Source organism: Telluria sp. RT2P19 (assembly GCF_059685725.1).
On record NZ_JCASIL010000017.1, the window covers coordinates 1 to 18636 of the forward strand.

An 18636-nucleotide genomic window follows, 5' to 3' on the forward strand; every position below is an offset into this window, starting at 1 on the left:
GAACGGGTACGCTGCTTTCTGTTTTTTGGGCTTCTTGGTGGTCATCACTTCGGTCATGGAACAGTCCTTTCGGCATTATTTCATGACCCCGTTCCACACAGAAAATCTGACAGGCTCACAGCGCACGTTCCCCGCAGATGCAGAAGCACTGACCAAGGTCCGTCGCGGCGGCACGCGACGCTAGCGCCGTCTACCCGGAAATTCAGCTTTCTGAAGCTCGAAAAATCTTGGTGGAAGCATTTCGAGCGCTTGTCTACAGTAAGCCCAACTCAACCGTAGCGCCTGTACTGCCGGCGCTTCATCCGAAAGGGCTTGCAAATGGAATCACTGTTCTCTAACTTTTTCTCTGCCGTGTCGGGCGTTTGCGGACACGAAGCGACATTGCATGCCAACTTCATGCATCAGCTGCTGCGTGCAGGTGTCCCAGGCCCCTGCATTGAGCGGGAACACCCGATTGGTGACAAGCGGGTCGATCTCGTCGTATCGGCGGTGTGTCACCACGGTACCTGGTCTGCCAGCGACGAGGTCGCCATGGCTTTTGAATTCAAGGGTGGAGCCTACAACGTGCGCAACGCATTGTCCGATGAGATCGGTGCGGACGGATATTGCGCCGACCTCGACAAGCTGGCACCGCTCGCAGTGCTTGGAGTGGAATGCTGGTTCGTGTGCACGGACATGGCCGAGCTCGGAATCGCGCTCTCGTCGGCCGCCACCCTGCGCGTCGCGGCCCAATGCGCTCGGCGCAAGATCCACTTCGCCTATCACGCTCAGGGCGAGGCTCACTGCCTTATCGCGCGCGCTGGCACCAATCCGGTACGCGTCCCGCTGACACACCCGGCACCAGCGACGCCAGCCGCATCGAGCTGGCGCGAGTGCCTGCCGCGCCTGGCGCCACTGCTGCGCCAGGCGCGCTTCACCGAAGACACCGCGACCGGCTTCGTGTATCACGCACTGCAGCAGGCCGGACTCGGGGCGACGCAGCTGTCGCTGGAGACGTATTTCCGCTGTGCGACGGGCGTGGGTCGCATGCAGAAACGCCCGGACATCTGCGTTTTCGATAACCGGGTGGCCGGACGCTTCAACCTGTACCGGGGCGGCGACCGAACTCGGTCGAACGACGGCATCAAGATCGGCAATCTGCGCGCGCTGATCGAAATCAAGGGCAGCAACGGTGCCAGCCGCGCCAGCGCACAGTCCTTCGCGTCGCAAATCGCGGCCGACATCGACAAGCTCGCCCAGTGGCGCGACCGATTCAGCGCAAGCGGTTATTTGCCGGGTGGCAGCTCGGCAGTGCATCCCGACTACGTTATGATTGCTTTTGATAATAGGAAGGTACCGTTGGCAGCGGTAGCGCTGGACGAGCTACGCGCCCATGCGGACAGGCACGCGGTCGATTTCCACTACATGAGGATTGCCCCATGATGCGCAAGCCCGAAACGCTGACGTCGCTGGAGGAACTGGGACGCATTCGCCTGTCGCGTTCGTTTTACATGCGCGAGTTCCTGTATAGCGAGATCGCGGCCATGCACGGCCTGGCGAATGTGCCCGACGATCCGGAATTGGCCGTCCACGTTGGCAGGTCGCTGTGCGAAAACCTGCTCGAGCCGCTGCAGGAACGCTTCGGCAGGATCGTAATCCGGTCCGCCTACCGTTCGTGTGCCGTCAACGAGTTCGGCAACAGCAAGGGACTGAACTGCGCTTCGAACGCCAGCAATTATGCGCGTCACATATGGGACCGCCCGGACGCGCACGGCCGCCACGGCGCCATGGCCTGCATCGTCGTTCCCTGGTTTGCCGATCGCTACGCAGAGGGCGAGGACTGGCGCGCGTTGGCCTGGTGGATCCATGACCACCTGCCATATTCGTCGCTGTACTTCTTTCCCAGGCTGGCGGCGTTCAACATCGGCTGGCATGAGGTGCCGGAACGACGTATCGACAGTTACGTCGCGCCGCGCGGTTGCCTGACCCGGCCGGGAATGCCCGGGCACGAAGGTAGTCATCGCGCGCTGTATGCGAATCTACTGGCCATGCGGGAAGCCACATGACCGGATTCGTCGAAACGTTGACCGACCCCATTCCCTTCTGGACTAAAGCCTGGCGTGACCACCTTGCGCGCAACCCCAGCGTCAGAGGTGCGACCAGCCTGGCACTGCTCAAGGAACACGCCCGAGAAAAGCTGGGCAAGGTCGACCGCGAGCGGCTGGCCTTGGGCCTGCACGCCGAAAGCGTGCGGCTGGCCGGGGCGTCCGCGCTGCGGCGAGCGTTCAGTAATGCGGAGTGGATGCGGGCAGCGCAGTTGGCTGACGAACCGGCCAACCCGACCAAACGCCTTGGTGACTACCTGCTGCGGCCGTACGGCGAAGTGAGTCCGGGCCGCTGGGATCCGGACATCTGGGAGCTGCGGGCAAGCAAACTTAACGCCAGCGCGCGCAATTTTGCGCTGCTCATCGATGCACTGCGCGAGTTCACCACTGAGGAACATGAACAGGTGTGCCGCCGCATCTTTGCCGGTACCTCCTTCGCTGCGACCGCCGCCGAAACCGCACGCCACGAGCGTCTGGCCGCCCGCCTAGACACCCTGGTCCGGCAGACCGACAAGCTGGTCGAGCGCGTGCTGTCGGGAACAAGCCTGGAGCATCTCTTTGCCCGCACCGCCGAGCTGAAGGAAAGGGCGTTGCGCGCGGGTCAGGTTTCTGCATGGTGGCCCTATTTCGACCGCAATGAAGCGCTTGCCAGCGACGCTCCGCTTCCTGATTCCTACTGGGATGTTCATTTCGACGGGCCTGCAACGACGTTGGATCCGGAAAACCCGGGCTATCGCTTCATGTCGTATCCGCCACTCAATTGGCTCGACGCCTTGGTTCATTTACCCCGCGCTTATCTGGGATGTGCAGCCTGGCTGCCATCGTGGGTAGGCGACCCAAGCACGGAGATTGAGAAGGTTGGACGGCTGATGTCCGAGCTGTTTCAGAACCAATCCACGCTCATCGAGGAGCGTGACCTGGCAGCGCGGGAAACCCGTATTGCAGCACGTGCGCTGCGGCAGACGCGGCCGGCAGCTGGCACAGTCGAAGAACATGGGCTGGACTACCGCTTTCCGGATGAAGAAGGGCACTGCTGGCTCGTGATCTACCCGGCTCAGGATCGCAGGGGGCTGTGTCCCATGCTTTACTGGAGCCACGGGGAGGGCGGTGTGCATGTCTGCAGCCTAGACCGTCATAGCATGCATGTCGCGTCACAGGTGCATCTACCCTATGAGCACGGCATCATGACGCTCGCAGACCGTGTCGAGCAGTTACTCGACGATCCGCGCCGACTGCTGGCCACGGAGTGGGCTCGGACGGCCTTCGACCTGCAGGACAATCCGGTTCTCGCTCGCGAGCGACTGGACCGGTAGGCCTTGCTCGACCATATCGAATGCGCTGGACCACTGCGCGAGGCATTTGAACAGCCATGACACCGACATGCACAGGTATCGCTGCCATTTTTGTTGGGAAATTATCCTGTGGCCAAGGCGCGCTGATATCATGAGCCACCTGGGATCGGTGCAGAATTATGATCACATTTCTAGTTCATAACTCGCTGACGCTCGGATCCGGCGCACGCGCTGCGGCCTACGCCGCCGCTTCACTTTTTTACATTTCACTCCATGCCCTTAAAAAAGTCGACTGACGGCAACTGCCCCTGCTGCAAGAGCACTGACTGGAAGACTTTGGAGGCGCTGGCGCTAATCCAGCGCACCCGATCCGAATCGACGACGACCGGAGTCCGTACGCAACAGCGGCGTGAGACTACGGGATCGACCACCACCGAGGCCGCCGCGCTGCATGCGCCGCCGCTGCGCCCTGCTAATTACCATCTGCTCGACATCTACCGCAAGAGCTGCAACAGCAACGTTGCGGCTGCCAAGAAGCGCTTGGCCGAGATCGACGCGGCCTCGGGCCAGTTTAAGGAAATGCTACCCGGCCTGTTGCGATCGAGCCCGGAGTCATACGAAAGCTCGTTCAAGCGCGACGCAGGCAAGCTTACAGCATTGCTCGAGTACGATGCCGAGCTGGCGGGATGGAAGGCTACGCGTATCTGCATGCGCTGCGCTGCGGCATTCATCGACAGCCGCGCCAGCATACCGACGCCGCCGGTCATGGCTTTTCGCTTTGCGGGCCAGGAGCGCCGTTGCCCGCATTGCCAGTCCTATTCTGGAAAGACCCTGCGGCGGTTGCCGACGGGCGCGAAGCGCAGGCCGAAGAGGCGCTGGCGCGCGCCAAGGAGCTGCTGCGTAATGCCGAGGAAACCGCAGCAAATACCGCCGCCGCGCCGCCCCCGACCGGCATCTTTAAACGCCTGGCCGCTTTCCTTACGCCGGCGCTGATCAGTCCCGAGCAGGCCCGAGATAATCTAAAGCATGCTGAGATGAGCTATCGCCGCGCGCTGCTCGGCATCCTCGACCTGCGGGCGCAGTTCGAAGGTCACGGCGACATGCGCTGGTGCGCCGGGTGTAAAGCTGTTTATCCTCCCATATTCGCGACGGCCGAACCTTGCTGACTGATGCAAGTACAGCATGGGCGCACAGGCGCTCGGGACTACAGTCGCGCCTTGTAAGCGCGACACACATCCCGGCGTGACATTACCAATCATTAAACAACCGAATAAACATGGAATATGTGCCACCCGCGCCTTGTGTCGACGTCACGGCGCCATTGATCTACATGTGGGAGATCCACGATCTGTCCGGCCAGCTGCTAGGCCGTTACATTGGCAAGGCCAACGGCGGAGAAAAGCGTCCGACGCAACATTACCCACGCAATGTCAAAAAATTAAGGCAGGGACTGCCATACAAGAACGGCAAGAATTACCGTCGAGTCCATTACGCCATGGCGGACGCGGTCGAGGCCGGTCACCGCATTTCCCTGACCTACCTTTGTAACGTGTCCGATGTCGAGGACATCTTCAAGGTGGAATCGCAATACATCAAGGAATACGGTTGCAATGCCGATGATGGTATCGGCCTCAACGGCAGATGGAAAGGCATGCCGCGGGAAGTTGTCGTGACGCAGCAGGTTATGCGGTCCCGCGCTGGTGCGGACGTGGACAAAGGGCGTGACGCGAACGCTGGCGGCGCGCCGTTGCCAATCGATCTGGACGACTTTCTCGAATATTTCGAAGACAAGCCTCGACAGGCGCTCGAGATCGTCGTCAACGGCAAAAGCTGTTCTGTGTGGAGCGACGGAAAGCGCATTTTGCGTGCAAAGCAAGACAGACCCGGTGCCAAGATTTGGATCAAGCTAGTTCAGAGCTCGTGGCAAACTAAGACGGTCGAGCTTGCGTGGGACGGAAGCGACAGCCAGATTGAACGAGCACTTGAGGCGGAGCGTACGGTACTCCGTGCCCGGGGCGGGGATCCCAAGTTCTAAAATGACATCGCGAACTTTATTTACTTCCAGCAACTTAATCGCCATGGCGTATGTAGGCACTCGAGAGCCGCTGAAGATAGTGCTTTGATCCGCTTAGATACCTGACGACCTTCATCGCCACCTTCATATCCTTGGGCGGGAGTGGAAGTTTGCTAAAGGTCGCTCCCACATCGAAACATCCCCGGGCTGGCTTCTTTTCGCCACGGGTATCGCTCTTGCGTGATCTGCTGTAGACGAAGAGCCATTGACGGCCCTTGTACACAGCTCCATCCTTTGTTCAGCAGCCCGCTCGTCCGATCCTCTTCGAGGCGCGCTGAGTGGAGTAGTCGCGTCAGTGAAGCTTTCGACGGCGAAGACTACACGTTTCCCGGCGCCGCAGGTCAAGCAAGATCACGGCGGGCCTTGTAGATCAATTTCATTTTCTGCTTTGTCTCTTCTGGAGTTAGCCCTACTGCTTCACCAGCATCAGTGATGTATACAGGATGTTCTGCAGAACCCTCCTCATAGAAACGAACTTCTGAGACCTTTGTCCAACGCCATGCTTGCTTTTTATCTCTTCTGAAGGGCTCCAGCAGACATACCTCCACTATTTTTACCGATTTATCGTTCTTAAAACGGCGGAAAAATTGGAGCACATCGTTACTATCCCAGAGGATTGATGTCTGATAAAACCAACTGCGGCCGTCCTTTTTGCCGAAATTGACAAAGACATACGGCATGCCGAAGGTAAGGGTGACAGTGCGCCAGGTTGCGAATCCAGACCCCATTGAGAACATCGGCGCCTCATGCGACTCATGCGTCGTAATCATTTGCTTCCCCAAAAAAATTAAAATGAACACTATAGATTGTAGTCCTAAAGTGTTCGTCATGAGTACATCGTATCTTTTGTCGGAGGTACGTGTGGTGTTGCTTAAGCGATTTGGGGTGGGGTTGCAGAGAGCACGGAAGAGTCGCGAACTTACTCAAGAAGACTTCTCGGTTGTGTCGAGTCGAACATATCTCAGCAGCTTGGAGCGCGGGATGAAAGCGCCGACGATCACAAAGGTTGACGAAATTGCCACAGTGATTGGAGTACATCCACTATCGCTGATAGCGTACGCTTACCTTCCATCTGACTCGGCTGAACGAGTTCAGTTTTGGGCAAGAATTGCTGCCGAAATAGAATCGTTTGATTACGCCCCAGTTGCTGCGGGCAAGACGCGCTGAAGGTTCGTCGGACTAGCTGCTGAATGCGGCAACCTATCCTCGTGTCATCGGCTGGTTTTAGCGCAGGGAGTAGCCGAGCCGAGGCCCACCGATTGGCACCACATTTTTCGAGTTGGAGCAGACCACCAAAACCTCGAGCTCAACCGTGATTTGTCGCTCGAGTTTTAATGCTGCAAGTTGCCTTGGTTCGTATGTGCCGTCTCGTTGGAGACAGCTCCCCAGGCAGCCAGTCAGGCGCGCCCACGTCTGCGCGGTGCACATGCCCCGGACGGGCGGCGAGGCGTCGTATCCGTCTCTCATCAAGAACAATGCGCACCCATCCCGCAACCGCGCTCATCCATAACCGCAAGGTGGAGATGCAAAACGCGGCCAATGCGGTAGCCCTAGCCGCGGCACTGAACTCAACGGTACGCAGACGGGGCTCACTAGAGCGAGTCAGAAAGCAGCTGAGCGCTTGTTACCCTGCCAGGAACTGTCGTTGGCGGGATGTCCTATCAATACTCGACCAGGACGATTGAGTGGTCAGACGAGGCCATCGAGTTTGGTTCAACTCTCAACGGCGCGTGGGTGAGATCCGGCACCGCGTTCATGCAGCCGGACAGGATGCTGTACGTCAGAGTAGATACACGCGGGCTTAACCCAGAGTATGGCGAAGTGCGCACCTTGCTCATCCATATCCTTAACCCGGATAACGCTCTTGTATCGGTCAGTGGACGGGCGGTCGCCGGGCCTTCCGCCATCAAGGTTACGCCATTCGGCGTCTGCGCCATGCGCCCAGAGGCAGACCGCGACCATGGCGGGGAGCTGGAAGAGTACGGTTTTCGACGTGGTGTCGCGTACGACCTGATGCGGCTCAATCCGGAAGCGACTACGCTTGCTCGTTCCTACCTGATCAATCCTTTTGTTCCACCCGGAGCAACCGGCGTGATCCAGTCCGCAGGGGTTCTTCGGTCAGGCCATTCATCTGCACGGGGACCATGGCCATGTCGAGGGTAACCGTGGGCGATATCGCAGTTGTACAGTCACCTTTCCCCCTGAGTAATCTGCACGGCAATTTCAACTCCTAGTTTGACACATATACAGCTCCTTGCAGGCCGGAAACAGCTCCGCCTGACGCCAATGTAAAAAAGTACACCTATAACGATACGACGGCTATTCCTTGGATAAATGGAGCGGTTGCTGGACAGGCTGCAGCTGAATCTCTCGCCGACGACAAGCTCTGGACGATAGCCGGTCCTGACCAAACCCCGACGGACGCGACCGCGGCGAAGTTTGGACCATTATGGTCATATGCGAAAGCAGCAAAGTACGCATCATACCTGGCGATGGGCGTCCCAGAGCCGGGCGCGGGCTATAGCACCTTTACCAAAAACGACTGGGACTCGTTGTATAACCCTGGAAAACCGAAAAATAAAAACTACCCGGCGACAACGCCGTAAGCACCAAATTCCGGCGCGAACTTCGAGAAACCGAACAATACAGGGGTGCGAGGTCAACGCGTACTCAACATTCCCTCGCTTGCCTGCCCAGTAAACGGCAACCGTGCACGAGTCCTAGCTGTCGGCAAATTTTTTATGACAGTACCGGCAAACGACACAGCGCTAGTCGGAGAATTTGCCAGACTGGCACCTGAACAATCCCTTGGTTCGCAAATGAAGATTTACCCATGAAAACACCACCGCTCACAGTTGCATCACCAAGGGAGCGGGGAGCCATCGCCGTCGAAATGGCGATCATTCTCCCGATCCAAGTTTTGCTTATAACCGTCCTGGTCTTGTTCGCCCAGATCTTCTTGTATTACGGCGCTATGCAAAAAGCAACCTATAACGCAGCCAGGATCCTGTCGACCGCGACACAGATTGAGATGACTACGCCCGGAGCGGGAAATGCGCCTGCTGCTGTCGCTCAACTTGCCAAAGCTATAGCTGAAGCAGAAACATCGATGATGGATCATATTGCAGAACTCAAGTTCATTGACATTCAATGCGATTTCCGTACCTGTGGGGCCAGCGTTCCGGCAACCATGCGCGTCTCCATCCAGATGCGAATGCCTTTCGCCATTCTCGGAGGACAGTCCTTGTTACTAACTACTGACGTTACGATGCGCTATGCAGGAAAATAACTCATTTTCGCGCGACCGCTTTCGGTTGCGAAATCAGACTGGTGCAGCTGCCGTCGAGTTCTCTTCGTTGCGATAATATTCTTCACACTATTTTTCGGAGTGGTCGAAATTGCGCGCGCTATCTATATCTGCAATACATTGCAGGAAGTCACGCGTCGCGCGCCGAATTGGCCACGAACACGGACTTTACTAGAGACGATGCCATTCAGGACATACGGGAAGCCGCAATCTTTAGATCGTCACCGGGGTTATTGGCCTTTGCTGAACCAGTTAGCGACGCCCACATCAAGATCGACTATATGTCAATCTCGCGTGATGGTGGCGCACTGGTGGTGGCGCCTATTCCAACGGGTTCCTTGCCATCCAGTCCTTTGAATAACCAAGAAATCTGTATGAGTGATCCGAATGATGCGAGGTGCATCCGCTTGGTGCGTGTTCGCGTATGCCAACCGGGCGGTAGCAATCAGTGTGATCCCGTCCCGTATCAGTCGCTCGTGTCACTAATCCCGATCCCGTTTCCGTTGCCGATATCGACAACGGTAAGTCTCGCCGAGACACTGGGAAGGCTTGCGGGGCTGCCACCGTGACACTGGTACCACCTGATAGCGCATCATTCACCCGCCCATGCGATCGGAAGTTCTTTAGCGAACGTCGGGACACTCGTCAACCGACAGAGCTTGCTTGTCTCCCGTGACGCACAGGACAAGGGCAGAGGACGACTGGTAAGGGGCAGGGCTTCCCATTTGCAACTTATGGTTGACTTTCGGCAACTGCTTAGGCATGATGATACCGTCGCCATGCGGCATATTTGGACCCTAAAATTTTTTCAGTTCCGCCGGAATTGAAAAGATTTCTGTTACCGCTTTTGCGGAACTCATTTGAAGCCGCTAGTTCAAACTGGCGCGATCTAAAGTCGTCAGTGCAAGCTGGCGCAATGCAATCATTCCCGTCATTCGATAGTGCAGCCTGGTGGCTGTTTTTTTTGTTCTATCGCTCTGAATCACGGTTGGATACAGAGTGTCGAGAAAACCCGATAACCATGCGGGTTTGCCGGCATTCCTGAACACAGCAATCCCACAGAACCGAAAGTACATTGGCCAAACGACGCCTGGCGTGATCGTCGGCCGCGCGCTTTCGACCATCCTGGCGTACCACGCCTCTACAACTGTACGGGAAAAAAGCAGACTCCGGCACCGACCGGACACAGGATGCGCTGGACCAACTGGCCCGGGCTACTGCTGACCTCTGAGCGCGTCTACGGGCGTGAAAAAACAATCATATCGGGTGCTAGCGCCGCCCAGAACTCGCCGAGATGGCGGGGAGCGCTACGCAAGAAACTGCGTCAATGTTCGAGTCCTGGCAGCGTCATGTCAGGCGATCGGTAGCCGGAAGGCGCTGGCGTGTTGTCGAAAGCCAATGAAGGCGGCAACGCGAAATCATTCTTCTTACGTTAGGGCCCTTCACCCCTGGCACACATCCGATTTGCCCCACGCCATTCTTAAGAACGTGGAGCGTGACGCAATAGGGCGTCGATCAACTTAGAAAGATGGAGTAATAAATATGGAAATTATCGTCCTACTAAACATTATCTTGGCCGCACACGCACATACGCGTGTGAATGGAAAGGTGGCGAGTGAGCGTACCGTTCAAGCAGCGGGCGAAGCTTTGCGCGCTATCTTCCGTCTGTTGGTGAAGTTGGGCTATAGGCTGGAAGACCCTAGAAATATTAACGAGAAACATATCAAGGCTCTCTGCGCCGAGTGGCACAGGCTTGAGCGATCGCCAAAAACGATTCAGGGCTACCTGTCGCAGCTGCGTACTTTTTGCGGTTGGATAGGGAAAAAAGGACTGGTAAAAGATGTTTATTACTACTTACCGAACGTGCCGAAAGGCGAACTGCGCGTAAAAACGGTCGCTATGAAAAGCAAAAGCTGGGCAGAAGTGGGAATCGACGTTGGTGCCAAGGCTTCTGAGGCGATGGCATTAGATTGGCGCTTCGGTTTGATGATCATGGCCCAAGCCGCGTTCGGGTTGCGCCGGATGGAAGTCTTGCAAATGCAGCCATGGAAAAACGATAAAGGGCACAAGTTCGCCGCTTATGCAACCAAAGGAGGCCGTCCACGCGACATCGATATCGACACGCCGGTCCAGCGTGCGGTATTGGACTTGATCAAGTCGAAGATCGGTAGGAAGGATCATTTAGGCTGGTCAATGAAGGCAGATGGTAGTGCCGGCTCACTGAAATATTCGAAGCGTCGCTACAATTATTTAATGGAAAGTATCGGAATCAACAAAGTGATGGCAGAGGTAACTGGTCATGGCCTGCGCGCGCAATTTGCTGAAAACGCAGCTTTGCTGAAAGGGCTTATTCCGCCAACATTGGGAGGCACACCAGGGCAAATGCCACGCGAGGATATTGACCATGCCCGGGAACAGGTTAGCGAGAAGCTAGGCCATTCGCGTATATCGATTACACCTCCGTATTATGGGAGTTTCGGTCGCGAAACGACATTGGACGGGCCAGGACGGGCCAAGGAAATGATCGAACAATGCTTTGCAACGATTGGGTCGGATCAGATGCGCTCGATCGCCCAAGACCGCCTAACGCACTGCGCCTGTCTCAATGCCGAGCTAATGGGTATTCAGGTTTACGACGATCCTAGAAAAGTCCAAGTTTTGTGGGGACACCACAGTCGGCGCCACGGTGTCGAATGGATACCTCCGACGTCCGACTGCAACTTGGCAGCGCTCGAGGCGGCGGCTATCTCCATTTTCCGTGCTGCGGGTTGACTTGCGCGACGCAGAACCGCGGATATGGTATTATTTAGTAGCATCAATAAAACGGTTAATTGAATAAAAATTCTTCATTTCTTGAACAACGTAAAAGAATCCTAGCCGTCGATACCAAGCTGCTCTTTGAGCCATATGTCTCTGTAGGCCGGGCAATTCGCTCGGCCTATACATTCATCAAACATAAAATTTCCGAGGGATTCAAATAGTCGTTAGACAAACAGAATGATCTGCACGGGTCATAGATGCTGCCGTGTGTTTCGCCGTGAGCGCTAGGAATGGTGAGGCGGGGTTTCCGGACAGAGCGATGCGCGTGCAGGTCGCGGGTCGGTCTTTTCCAGTATGGGATCGGTCAGTCAGTCGAACTTGTCCCGCACGCAATGGGTCGAGTCGGCCTTCACGCGAAAGCGGTTTTCGTTGCTGTTGACGATGCCGACTATACCAGTGGGGACCCTCTGCAAGGGTGCGGAAGAGACGTCCGGAAGGGCGACGTTGGAGTAGCTCACCCCGCCAGATGAGGATCTGGCTAAGGTCAGGTTTGCGCGACTGATCTTCGAGTTTTGAAAGCTATGCAGAGGGAAGGGCGACGGCCAATAGGCGCTTGAGCGGATCATCACCGAGACGCCGTAGGTCTTACATGCGGTCGATGCTCCGTTTTCGTGGGTAGCTCTTAGTAAGGTTTTGCACGTTCCTGCTTGAACGCTCGAACTGCAAACCTGAAAGGCTCAAAATAGAGGACCGTATCTTGGCGCGCCAGCTCTTTCAGGTGAGCCGCAAAGCTGGTGCGCTCAGGATCATAGACTGGCATCACCGTCTCGGTCTTCCACGAAAAGAACCCTCTGAGCGGCGCGGTTGCCAAGCGGCCGATGCGAATCAGTCTAGAAGTTAGGGACATGTTTCCTCCAATGCATGTGACTATTCTACCATCGAAAAACTGCATTTTATCGGCACCGAGCAGTGACCAAGGTTCCCTATCATCAGCAATTTTCACTAACTTGCGTAGCGCTGCCATGCGCTTGAGGTAGAAGGGGCGCGGTGTCGATAATCGAGCGAGCTGGACTGCATCACGGCACCGGTTCGCCTGCGCAGCTACGTCCGAGTTGGCACGATCTGTTGCAGCGTGCGACGACGGACGTTGCGCTCCGACGCATGCTACGCATTGTCAACTCAACAGTATTTAGTAGCTGTGATGGCGCTGGCGACGGGGCGTGCACGTTTCGCCCGCTCCTGTTAACCGACATAGAAGGACTAAAAGGCGTTTAGTAAAAGAGATTAAAAGTATGGTGTCGCTCCCGCTGTGTTGCTACTATTGTTGCTTTCCTAAATGCAAGAATTTAAGCGTACAGCGCGCTCCCCTCAAATGACCAATCGCCACCACGACCCGATCCATATCCGTACACTCCAGCTCACTAAAGCGGAGTCGCGATGGATGGGCAGGGGCCTGTGGCTTACGCTGACGCTGTTGTTGTGCGCGACGAACATCCTGACCTTGCTTGACGACGGGTTCCGAAGAAATGCGTACGAGGCGGTTACCCGCATCGCTCGCCCGGCCCTCGACGGGATCGGAATGGCCTCGAGCGCAAGGATTCTCATCGAGAACAGCCCGGCCGCCCTAGAAAAGAAGGCGGTTGAACGGGCAACCGCAGAGCTGGCAGCGCGCAGCGCGCTGCTTTTGCGGGACGTCCAGTTGCTCACGCAAGAACGCGACGGTCTTGTCGCGCAACGCACGAAGCTCGACAAGCAGCTACGCGCCAGCCAAGCAGTCGTCGCCAAGCATAAAGCCCGCGTATCGCAGCTCGGTAAAGCAGTGCTCGGCAGGGCTGCACGGAGCGTGATCAGGCACTTGGGCGCGCTGCCAGGACACGCATTACCCGTGCTCAGTGCAACCGTGGCAGTTGGCAGCGTAGTTTTCGATATCCGAGATGCCTGCGACAGCATTAAAGAGCTTGATGAGCTTAACCAAAGCGTTGGTTTGCCGCCAGCTGATCGATCACAGGTATGCGGACGCACCGTGCCCAGCGCACAGGAGCTGCTTGCCGGTGCGCGGGGCAATTGGGAAGCAATTTACCGAAACTCGGCTGCTGCTCTTAATACCGGCGCCACGATGATTCCGCAGACGCCACCGATCTCGGTGCAATCCGCGCGCAACTGGTTGTCCGGAATCTTTTAGCGATAGCCGGCGTCCCTTTCCTGCGCGAGCGACCGTCGTGCGAAGCTAGGTCAGCCACCAGGACGCAGGTCACCGCGCCAGCCCCGTCTGCTTCTTTCTTGTTACGTCCGCAGTGGCACCCGCTTTTCACAGGGGAAGCAGCCTGAAGGTTCCGTGTGACACCCTCCCGCCATACGGCCGTGCAGCCGGAAACAGCGGGGTGGCGGAGGACGCCGCCCGGGCAGCACCGGCGGTGCGTTGCGGAACGGTGGTTCTGTTGCCGGACCGAAGACGCATAAAAACGCCGGCCCCGGACTCCCGACTGCATTTCGCCACGGGAATTCCTGTACCATGTGCGCGTCAAGGCAGCCGGGGCTGCCCGGCGTTTGCATATGTGAAGCTGCATTGCTCCGGTCGCTGGACGGCAGCGCTGACAGGTCCATGTCTGCGCTGTCTGCTGACGTATATCATCCCCCGTTTCCGTTTTCAGGGTTGTACAGCATAGGCCCTGCCAGTGCTGTAGAGACTGTGTTAACATCCAGTATAATGTTGAGTTTTCGTCCGCCCGCCATCGATGCGGCTGCCGCCCGCCAGGAATCGAGCTTCAAATGTCCGAACTGAATACCTCGTCGCCCGAACGCGACAACCTGCGTCTTCTCAGAAAGACGCTGGAAAGCTATGAGCCGAAATTCGTAGCCGAACATCTCAACGGGGTTTCACCCGGTGCTTGGACACGCGAGCTCCTGAAGCGCTGTCTCGAAGGAAAACAGTCGCTCAAGTTCAGCGATGCGGAATTCCGTCACCTGCAGGCCCTTCTTCCGGAGGCACCACCTCCTGACCGGACGTACGACTTTGACTTTATTGACCTGTTTGCCGGCATTGGTGGCATCCGCAGGGGCTTCGAACAGGCGGGGGGACGCTGCGTGTTTACGAGCGAATGGAATCCGTTTGCAGTCCGCACCTACAAGGCGAACCACCATTCCGACGACAGCGTCCATACCTTCAACGAGGACATCCGTGAAGTGACACTGAGTGCGCGGCCGGAGGTTTCCGACGAAGATGCGTACCGCCATATCAACGAAAAGATCCCCGATCACGACGTGCTGCTGGCAGGGTTTCCATGCCAGCCGTTTTCGATCGCGGGCGTTTCCAAGAAGAACTCCCTTGGCCGCAAGCACGGGTTCGAGTGCGATACCCAAGGGACGCTGTTCTTTGACGTCGCCCGCATCATTGCTGCCAAGCGCCCGGTCGCGTTTGTGCTCGAGAACGTCAAAAACCTGAAAAGCCATGACAACGGCAAGACGTTCAGGATCATCATGGCCGCGCTCGAGGAACTGGGTTACTGGGTCTCCGATGCGAATGCAAGCGGGGTGCCGGACCCGAAGATCATCGATGGCGCGCATTTCGTTCCGCAGCACCGCGAGCGGATCGTGCTGGTCGGGTTCCGCAGGGACCTGAATGTGCATGAAGGGTTCACGCTCCGAAACATTGCACGGGAATTTCCCGAGAAAAGGCCTTCGCTGGGCGACATCCTCGACCAGGAAGTCGATCCATGCTATGTGCTGACACCAAAGCTGTGGGAGTACCTCTTCAATTACTCCATCAGGCACAAGGCAAAGGGCAACGGGTTCGGCTATGGTCTGGTCGGCGCCGGCCACGTGACGCGGACCCTCTCGGCGCGCTATCACAAGGACGGTTCCGAGATTCTCGTCGACCGGGGATTCGATCCCTCCCTGGAGCTTCACCACGAGCAGAACATAACCAACCGTCCGCGGCGGCTGACGCCGCGCGAGTGCGCGCGCCTGATGGGCTACGACGGACCGGGCGAGTCCGCTTTCCGCATCCCGGTGTCGGACACACAGGCGTACCGGCAGTTCGGCAACTCGGTCGTGGTGCCGGTATTTGCGGCAGTGGCACGTCTGATGAAGGACAGGATCGTTACCGGCAGACGCATTGCACGTGAGCAGGCTTCGCGGGGCAGACTGGCGGCCTGATTCCTGCCCGTGTCAGCAGGGGCGACCGGCGGACACCGCAGCTCCTTGCGGAATGGTCCGTGAACCGCGGACAGTGCCGCCTTCATGGGGGCAAAGACATGTGTGGCCATTCCTGCGCCCCCTGTTGCGGGGGCAGCGTATGATGGAGCAGTCCTGTTTCTGAAGCAGCCAATGGCCGATATCGTAGACAGCGCGACGCGCAGCCGCATGATGTCCGGCATCCGCAGCCGCGACACCAAACCGGAAAAGCTGGTCCGCAGTCTCCTGCACCGACGCGGGTTCCGGTTCCGTGTCAACCACCCTGACCTTCCTGGCAAGCCGGACATCGTGTTCCCCGGACTGCGCGCGGTCGTGTTCGTGCACGGATGTTTCTGGCATGGCCACGACTGTCCGCTGTTCCGCCTGCCCGGAACGCGCACGGAATTCTGGGCCACGAAAATAGGCAGGAACCGGGCCAACGACATGAAGGTGACGCAGGCTCTGCGTGATGCGGGCTGGCGCACTGCGACTGTCTGGGAATGCGCACTGCGGGGTCGCAACCGGGACATTCCTGGCACTGTTGACGCGCTGGCGCACTGGCTGCGCAGTAACCTTTCTGCCATCGAGCTGCGCTGTCCCGTCATCACCTCTGTCGTCCCGGACCGCGGAGACCCGCAGCCTGTTCCGGCCGCACTGTAGCAGGCATGCGGAAACCACGGACGGAAATACCCCGGTCCGGACCGGTGGCGGACTCAGGGAAGACCTGAAGGCGCGGCGGTCTTCCGGTACGTGCGGCGTTATCCTGGCATTCGGACAGACGGCGCGCGCTGGCATCCCCGCGCGTGCCATACACGCGCGAATTATTCCGTCAGCACAGGATGACGGTCAGCCTAGCAGGCAAAACCGGTGGTCCGCGGGTCCGGCACCTGCTCCCTGATGACACCCCGCATCGTTTCGACGGCGCCGGGCCCGGATGGCCGGGATCCAGCCGTGCCAGAACTGTCGTGTCGTGATAATGTACGTATTTCTTTCCATACTTCATCAGGTATCCTGTGCACGCTAGGCGGCCAATCCCGAAAGATGCTCCGTGCCCGGAAGGCCGGGATGGAGTACGGGAACCGCCGGTCAGATCCGATCAGCCAGCAGGAAGACAGAAATGGGTTTTTTACGGGACATAAGACGTACTCATGTATATCAGAATCAGGCGCGGACGCGGAGTTCCACCCACGTGATGCACCCGTTCCTGAACATGAAGGGGCCGAATCGCGACCATTATGAGGTCCTGCGCAGGCTGGCGCCGAAGCAGAAAAAATCTGCCCATGTGACCTACGCGGAACTTGCCGAAATGTTCGCGCACGGGTGTTTCGAAGAGTTCAACATCAGGCTGCGGATGAAGCCGGGTGACGGCGTCTATCCGGGCAGCCCGCCCGCGCTGCATCCAAGTGACGATGACATTGTTCCGGGATCCGTTTTTGCGGCTGCGGTGGTACAGGTCGATACACGCGCTCCCCTTTCGCCCGGCGTATGCGGCGTGCTGCGCCAGCTTGGTGTCGCGGCCGGGCCGGCCGGAACATAGGTCCGTCCGGACGGTACCCCGTCCGTCCCGCTTTTCACCTTCCTTCTCTGTCGCACCGGTTGGCGCTTGGTGCCGGGGAGGGATAACCCCGGGCATGCAGGCCCCGCGGCACAGCCGCAACGTACGCACCAGAGACCATGACAGCAGAAAAAGAAGGCCTGCTTCCGGGCAGCGCAGGGCAGCCGGAGCCCACGGATGACGCTACGGACTGCCCGCACGGCTGCGTCGTCATTGGCGACCAGCCCGGGAGGCCGGCAATCACCATCCAGCCCAGCACGGCGTTTTCAGACTATGGGGCCGGGCAGCGCAGGGACCCGGCGGATAATGCGCTGGGACGTCTTGGAGCGGTCCTGCAGTCAGTACCTTCACTGCTGGTGGCAGGCGAAGCGCACGGCAGGCAGCTGTACGAGGTCGTGATTAACGGAGAACTCGTGCGGGCTGCAGACGGGAACGGGCTGCGTGCATTTACCATGGGACCGAAAGGGATCCAGGAGCATGCGCGGCTGTTTGAAAATGGCAGACTCCAGAACATGATCAATGCTGCCGCCGTCTGGCAGGTCGCGTCGGTCGTGGTGGCACAGAAGCATCTTGCCGACATCAGCCGCAAACTTGACCGCATCGCCGAAGGGGTGTCAGCCATCTCTGGTTTCCTCGACAGCGAACGCGAGGCCAGAATTGCGGCTGCGTGGCGCTATCTCGGACAGGCGAAAGGGGTGCTCGCGGCGGGGGAGCTCCCGGTCAGCATGCGTGGGCAGCTTGAACAGTGTGAAAGGGACCTGATTGGCATGCAGCTCCATCTGCACAGGGAGTTCATACAGATCCTCGAAAAACCCGTGGTCCGTACGGAAACGCTCGGAACCGAAGCGCTGGCGCGGGACATTTCACAGAAGGTAACGACGCTTGGATCCGTCCTCGGGAGTCTCGAGCTCTGTCTGCAGACACGGATCGCCGCATGGCATGTGCTGTCCCTCTTTCCTGGCGAGCCCGGGCTGAAGGAAATCCGTCACCGCGACATCCAGCAGGCGGTCTACGACCTGGGCGCACTGGTACCCGTCTTCGACAGGGAAATGGACCGGGAAATCGGCGCGGTCGCCTCGTTCTTTACTCCCGGATCAAGGATCAGGCAGCGGCGCGACCTGCTGACCGAGGCGGCGGATGCGCTGGCAGGCCGGATTTCCGACGCCTGGTCGACGACTGACAGGGGCCTTCGCCACGCGGCGCGCCTGCTGCGCCGGCATGATGAGCCCGTGCGCCTGCTTCTGTGCTACGAAAACGGCAGGCTGGAGGAGATGAGACAGGCATTCTGACGCCGCAGGCGTCGCGCCATCCGCTGTCGCGCCGGCGGGGCGGGCCGCCGGTGGTGCGGACGCCTCGCGCCCGGCAATGCCTGCGCGGCTGCGCGCACCGTG

The 18636-nt window shown here is 58.3% G+C and carries 18 protein-coding genes; 16 read left to right on the forward strand and 2 right to left on the reverse strand.

The window, feature by feature from the left end; translation table 11 throughout:
• The 6 genes from AC56KW_RS19275 to AC56KW_RS19300 all read left to right on the forward strand — a co-directional run.
• Window positions 1–184 (forward strand): hypothetical protein (locus AC56KW_RS19275; RefSeq protein ID WP_497172288.1); only part of this gene is annotated, 184 nt, incomplete at its 5' end.
• A gap of 134 nt (window positions 185–318) precedes the next feature.
• Window positions 319–1422: a hypothetical protein gene (locus AC56KW_RS19280; protein ID WP_497172289.1), complete on the forward strand. Its 1104-nt coding sequence runs from the start codon at window positions 319–321 to the stop codon at window positions 1420–1422.
• On the forward strand, window positions 1419–2045 hold the full coding sequence (locus tag AC56KW_RS19285; protein ID WP_497172290.1) for a hypothetical protein: 627 nt from the start codon (window positions 1419–1421) through the stop codon (window positions 2043–2045). The genes AC56KW_RS19280 and AC56KW_RS19285 overlap by 4 nt, the downstream gene beginning before the upstream one ends.
• On the forward strand, window positions 2042–3397 hold the full coding sequence (locus AC56KW_RS19290) for a hypothetical protein (RefSeq protein WP_497172291.1): 1356 nt from the start codon (window positions 2042–2044) through the stop codon (window positions 3395–3397). The genes AC56KW_RS19285 and AC56KW_RS19290 overlap by 4 nt, the downstream gene beginning before the upstream one ends.
• A 665-nt stretch (window positions 3398–4062) precedes the next feature.
• On the forward strand, window positions 4063–4542 hold the full coding sequence (locus AC56KW_RS19295; protein WP_497172292.1) for a hypothetical protein: 480 nt from the start codon (window positions 4063–4065) through the stop codon (window positions 4540–4542).
• Window positions 4543–4652: 110 nt separating this feature from the next.
• Window positions 4653–5411, forward strand: a complete 759-nt coding sequence (locus tag AC56KW_RS19300) for a hypothetical protein (RefSeq protein ID WP_497172293.1) — start codon at window positions 4653–4655, stop codon at window positions 5409–5411.
• A 380-nt stretch (window positions 5412–5791) separates the two neighbouring features.
• Here AC56KW_RS19300 and AC56KW_RS19305 read toward each other — a convergent pair whose 3' ends face one another.
• Window positions 5792–6280, reverse strand: coding sequence for a hypothetical protein (locus AC56KW_RS19305; protein ID WP_497172294.1), 489 nt, complete (start codon window positions 6278–6280; stop codon window positions 5792–5794).
• Here AC56KW_RS19305 and AC56KW_RS19310 point away from each other — a divergent pair.
• The 5 genes from AC56KW_RS19310 to AC56KW_RS19330 all read left to right on the forward strand — a co-directional run bounded on the left by AC56KW_RS19310 (window position 6279) and on the right by AC56KW_RS19330 (window position 11529).
• Window positions 6279–6617 carry a helix-turn-helix domain-containing protein gene (locus AC56KW_RS19310; RefSeq protein ID WP_497172295.1) on the forward strand — a complete coding sequence of 113 codons (339 nt, stop codon included), beginning with the start codon at window positions 6279–6281 and terminating at the stop codon, window positions 6615–6617. The two genes, AC56KW_RS19305 and AC56KW_RS19310, sit on opposite strands and share 2 nt — an antisense overlap.
• A 486-nt stretch (window positions 6618–7103) precedes the next feature.
• Window positions 7104–7613 (forward strand): hypothetical protein, encoded by a 510-nt coding sequence (locus AC56KW_RS19315; protein WP_497172296.1) that lies wholly within the window; start codon window positions 7104–7106, stop codon window positions 7611–7613.
• Window positions 7614–8283: 670 nt separating this feature from the next.
• Entirely contained in the window at window positions 8284–8739 is a 456-nt protein-coding gene (locus AC56KW_RS19320; RefSeq protein ID WP_497172297.1) for a TadE/TadG family type IV pilus assembly protein, read from the forward strand.
• A 75-nt stretch (window positions 8740–8814) separates the two neighbouring features.
• Window positions 8815–9114: a TadE/TadG family type IV pilus assembly protein gene (locus tag AC56KW_RS19325; RefSeq protein WP_497172392.1), complete on the forward strand. Its 300-nt coding sequence runs from the start codon at window positions 8815–8817 to the stop codon at window positions 9112–9114.
• 1185 nt (window positions 9115–10299) lie between these two features.
• The gene (locus tag AC56KW_RS19330) at window positions 10300–11529 is read left to right on the forward strand and encodes a site-specific integrase (protein WP_497172298.1); all 1230 of its coding nucleotides are present in this window, start codon (window positions 10300–10302) and stop codon (window positions 11527–11529) included.
• A 670-nt stretch (window positions 11530–12199) separates the two neighbouring features.
• Here the strand turns inward: AC56KW_RS19330 and AC56KW_RS19335 are convergent.
• Window positions 12200–12424, reverse strand: a complete 225-nt coding sequence (locus AC56KW_RS19335; protein ID WP_497172299.1) for a hypothetical protein — start codon at window positions 12422–12424, stop codon at window positions 12200–12202.
• A 465-nt stretch (window positions 12425–12889) separates the two neighbouring features.
• Here AC56KW_RS19335 and AC56KW_RS19340 point away from each other — a divergent pair, with 465 nt between their 5' ends.
• The 5 genes from AC56KW_RS19340 to AC56KW_RS19360 all read left to right on the forward strand — a co-directional run bounded on the left by AC56KW_RS19340 (window position 12890) and on the right by AC56KW_RS19360 (window position 18534).
• Window positions 12890–13699 (forward strand): hypothetical protein, encoded by an 810-nt coding sequence (locus tag AC56KW_RS19340; protein WP_497172300.1) that lies wholly within the window; start codon window positions 12890–12892, stop codon window positions 13697–13699.
• A 587-nt stretch (window positions 13700–14286) separates the two neighbouring features.
• Window positions 14287–15672 carry a DNA (cytosine-5-)-methyltransferase gene (dcm, locus tag AC56KW_RS19345; protein ID WP_497172301.1) on the forward strand — a complete coding sequence of 462 codons (1386 nt, stop codon included), beginning with the start codon at window positions 14287–14289 and terminating at the stop codon, window positions 15670–15672.
• Between the two features lie 171 nt (window positions 15673–15843).
• Complete coding sequence (locus AC56KW_RS19350; protein ID WP_497172302.1) at window positions 15844–16350, forward strand: very short patch repair endonuclease; 507 nt, start codon at window positions 15844–15846, stop codon at window positions 16348–16350.
• Window positions 16351–16879: 529 nt separating this feature from the next.
• Window positions 16880–17227, forward strand: a complete 348-nt coding sequence (locus AC56KW_RS19355; protein WP_497172303.1) for a hypothetical protein — start codon at window positions 16880–16882, stop codon at window positions 17225–17227.
• Between the two features lie 137 nt (window positions 17228–17364).
• Entirely contained in the window at window positions 17365–18534 is a 1170-nt protein-coding gene (locus AC56KW_RS19360; RefSeq protein ID WP_497172304.1) for a hypothetical protein, read from the forward strand.
• Window positions 18535–18636 lie beyond the last annotated feature (102 nt).

What these genes read in the sequence shown, in the direction of transcription:
- AC56KW_RS19280 (WP_497172289.1), top strand. Translation starts at nt 319, where the DNA reads ATGGAATCACTGTTCTCTAACTTTTTCTCTGCCGTGTCGGGCGTTTGC.
- AC56KW_RS19285 (WP_497172290.1), top strand. Translation starts at nt 1,419, where the DNA reads ATGATGCGCAAGCCCGAAACGCTGACGTCGCTGGAGGAACTGGGACGC.
- AC56KW_RS19290 (WP_497172291.1), top strand. Translation starts at nt 2,042, where the DNA reads ATGACCGGATTCGTCGAAACGTTGACCGACCCCATTCCCTTCTGGACT.
- AC56KW_RS19295 (WP_497172292.1), top strand. Translation starts at nt 4,063, where the DNA reads ATGGAAGGCTACGCGTATCTGCATGCGCTGCGCTGCGGCATTCATCGA.
- AC56KW_RS19300 (WP_497172293.1), top strand. Translation starts at nt 4,653, where the DNA reads ATGGAATATGTGCCACCCGCGCCTTGTGTCGACGTCACGGCGCCATTG.
- AC56KW_RS19310 (WP_497172295.1), top strand. Translation starts at nt 6,279, where the DNA reads ATGAGTACATCGTATCTTTTGTCGGAGGTACGTGTGGTGTTGCTTAAG.
- AC56KW_RS19305 (WP_497172294.1), bottom strand. Translation starts at nt 6,280, where the DNA reads ATGACGAACACTTTAGGACTACAATCTATAGTGTTCATTTTAATTTTT.
- AC56KW_RS19315 (WP_497172296.1), top strand. Translation starts at nt 7,104, where the DNA reads ATGTCCTATCAATACTCGACCAGGACGATTGAGTGGTCAGACGAGGCC.
- AC56KW_RS19320 (WP_497172297.1), top strand. Translation starts at nt 8,284, where the DNA reads ATGAAAACACCACCGCTCACAGTTGCATCACCAAGGGAGCGGGGAGCC.
- AC56KW_RS19330 (WP_497172298.1), top strand. Translation starts at nt 10,300, where the DNA reads ATGGAAATTATCGTCCTACTAAACATTATCTTGGCCGCACACGCACAT.
- AC56KW_RS19335 (WP_497172299.1), bottom strand. Translation starts at nt 12,424, where the DNA reads ATGTCCCTAACTTCTAGACTGATTCGCATCGGCCGCTTGGCAACCGCG.
- AC56KW_RS19340 (WP_497172300.1), top strand. Translation starts at nt 12,890, where the DNA reads ATGACCAATCGCCACCACGACCCGATCCATATCCGTACACTCCAGCTC.
- dcm (WP_497172301.1), top strand. Translation starts at nt 14,287, where the DNA reads ATGTCCGAACTGAATACCTCGTCGCCCGAACGCGACAACCTGCGTCTT.
- AC56KW_RS19350 (WP_497172302.1), top strand. Translation starts at nt 15,844, where the DNA reads ATGGCCGATATCGTAGACAGCGCGACGCGCAGCCGCATGATGTCCGGC.
- AC56KW_RS19360 (WP_497172304.1), top strand. Translation starts at nt 17,365, where the DNA reads ATGACAGCAGAAAAAGAAGGCCTGCTTCCGGGCAGCGCAGGGCAGCCG.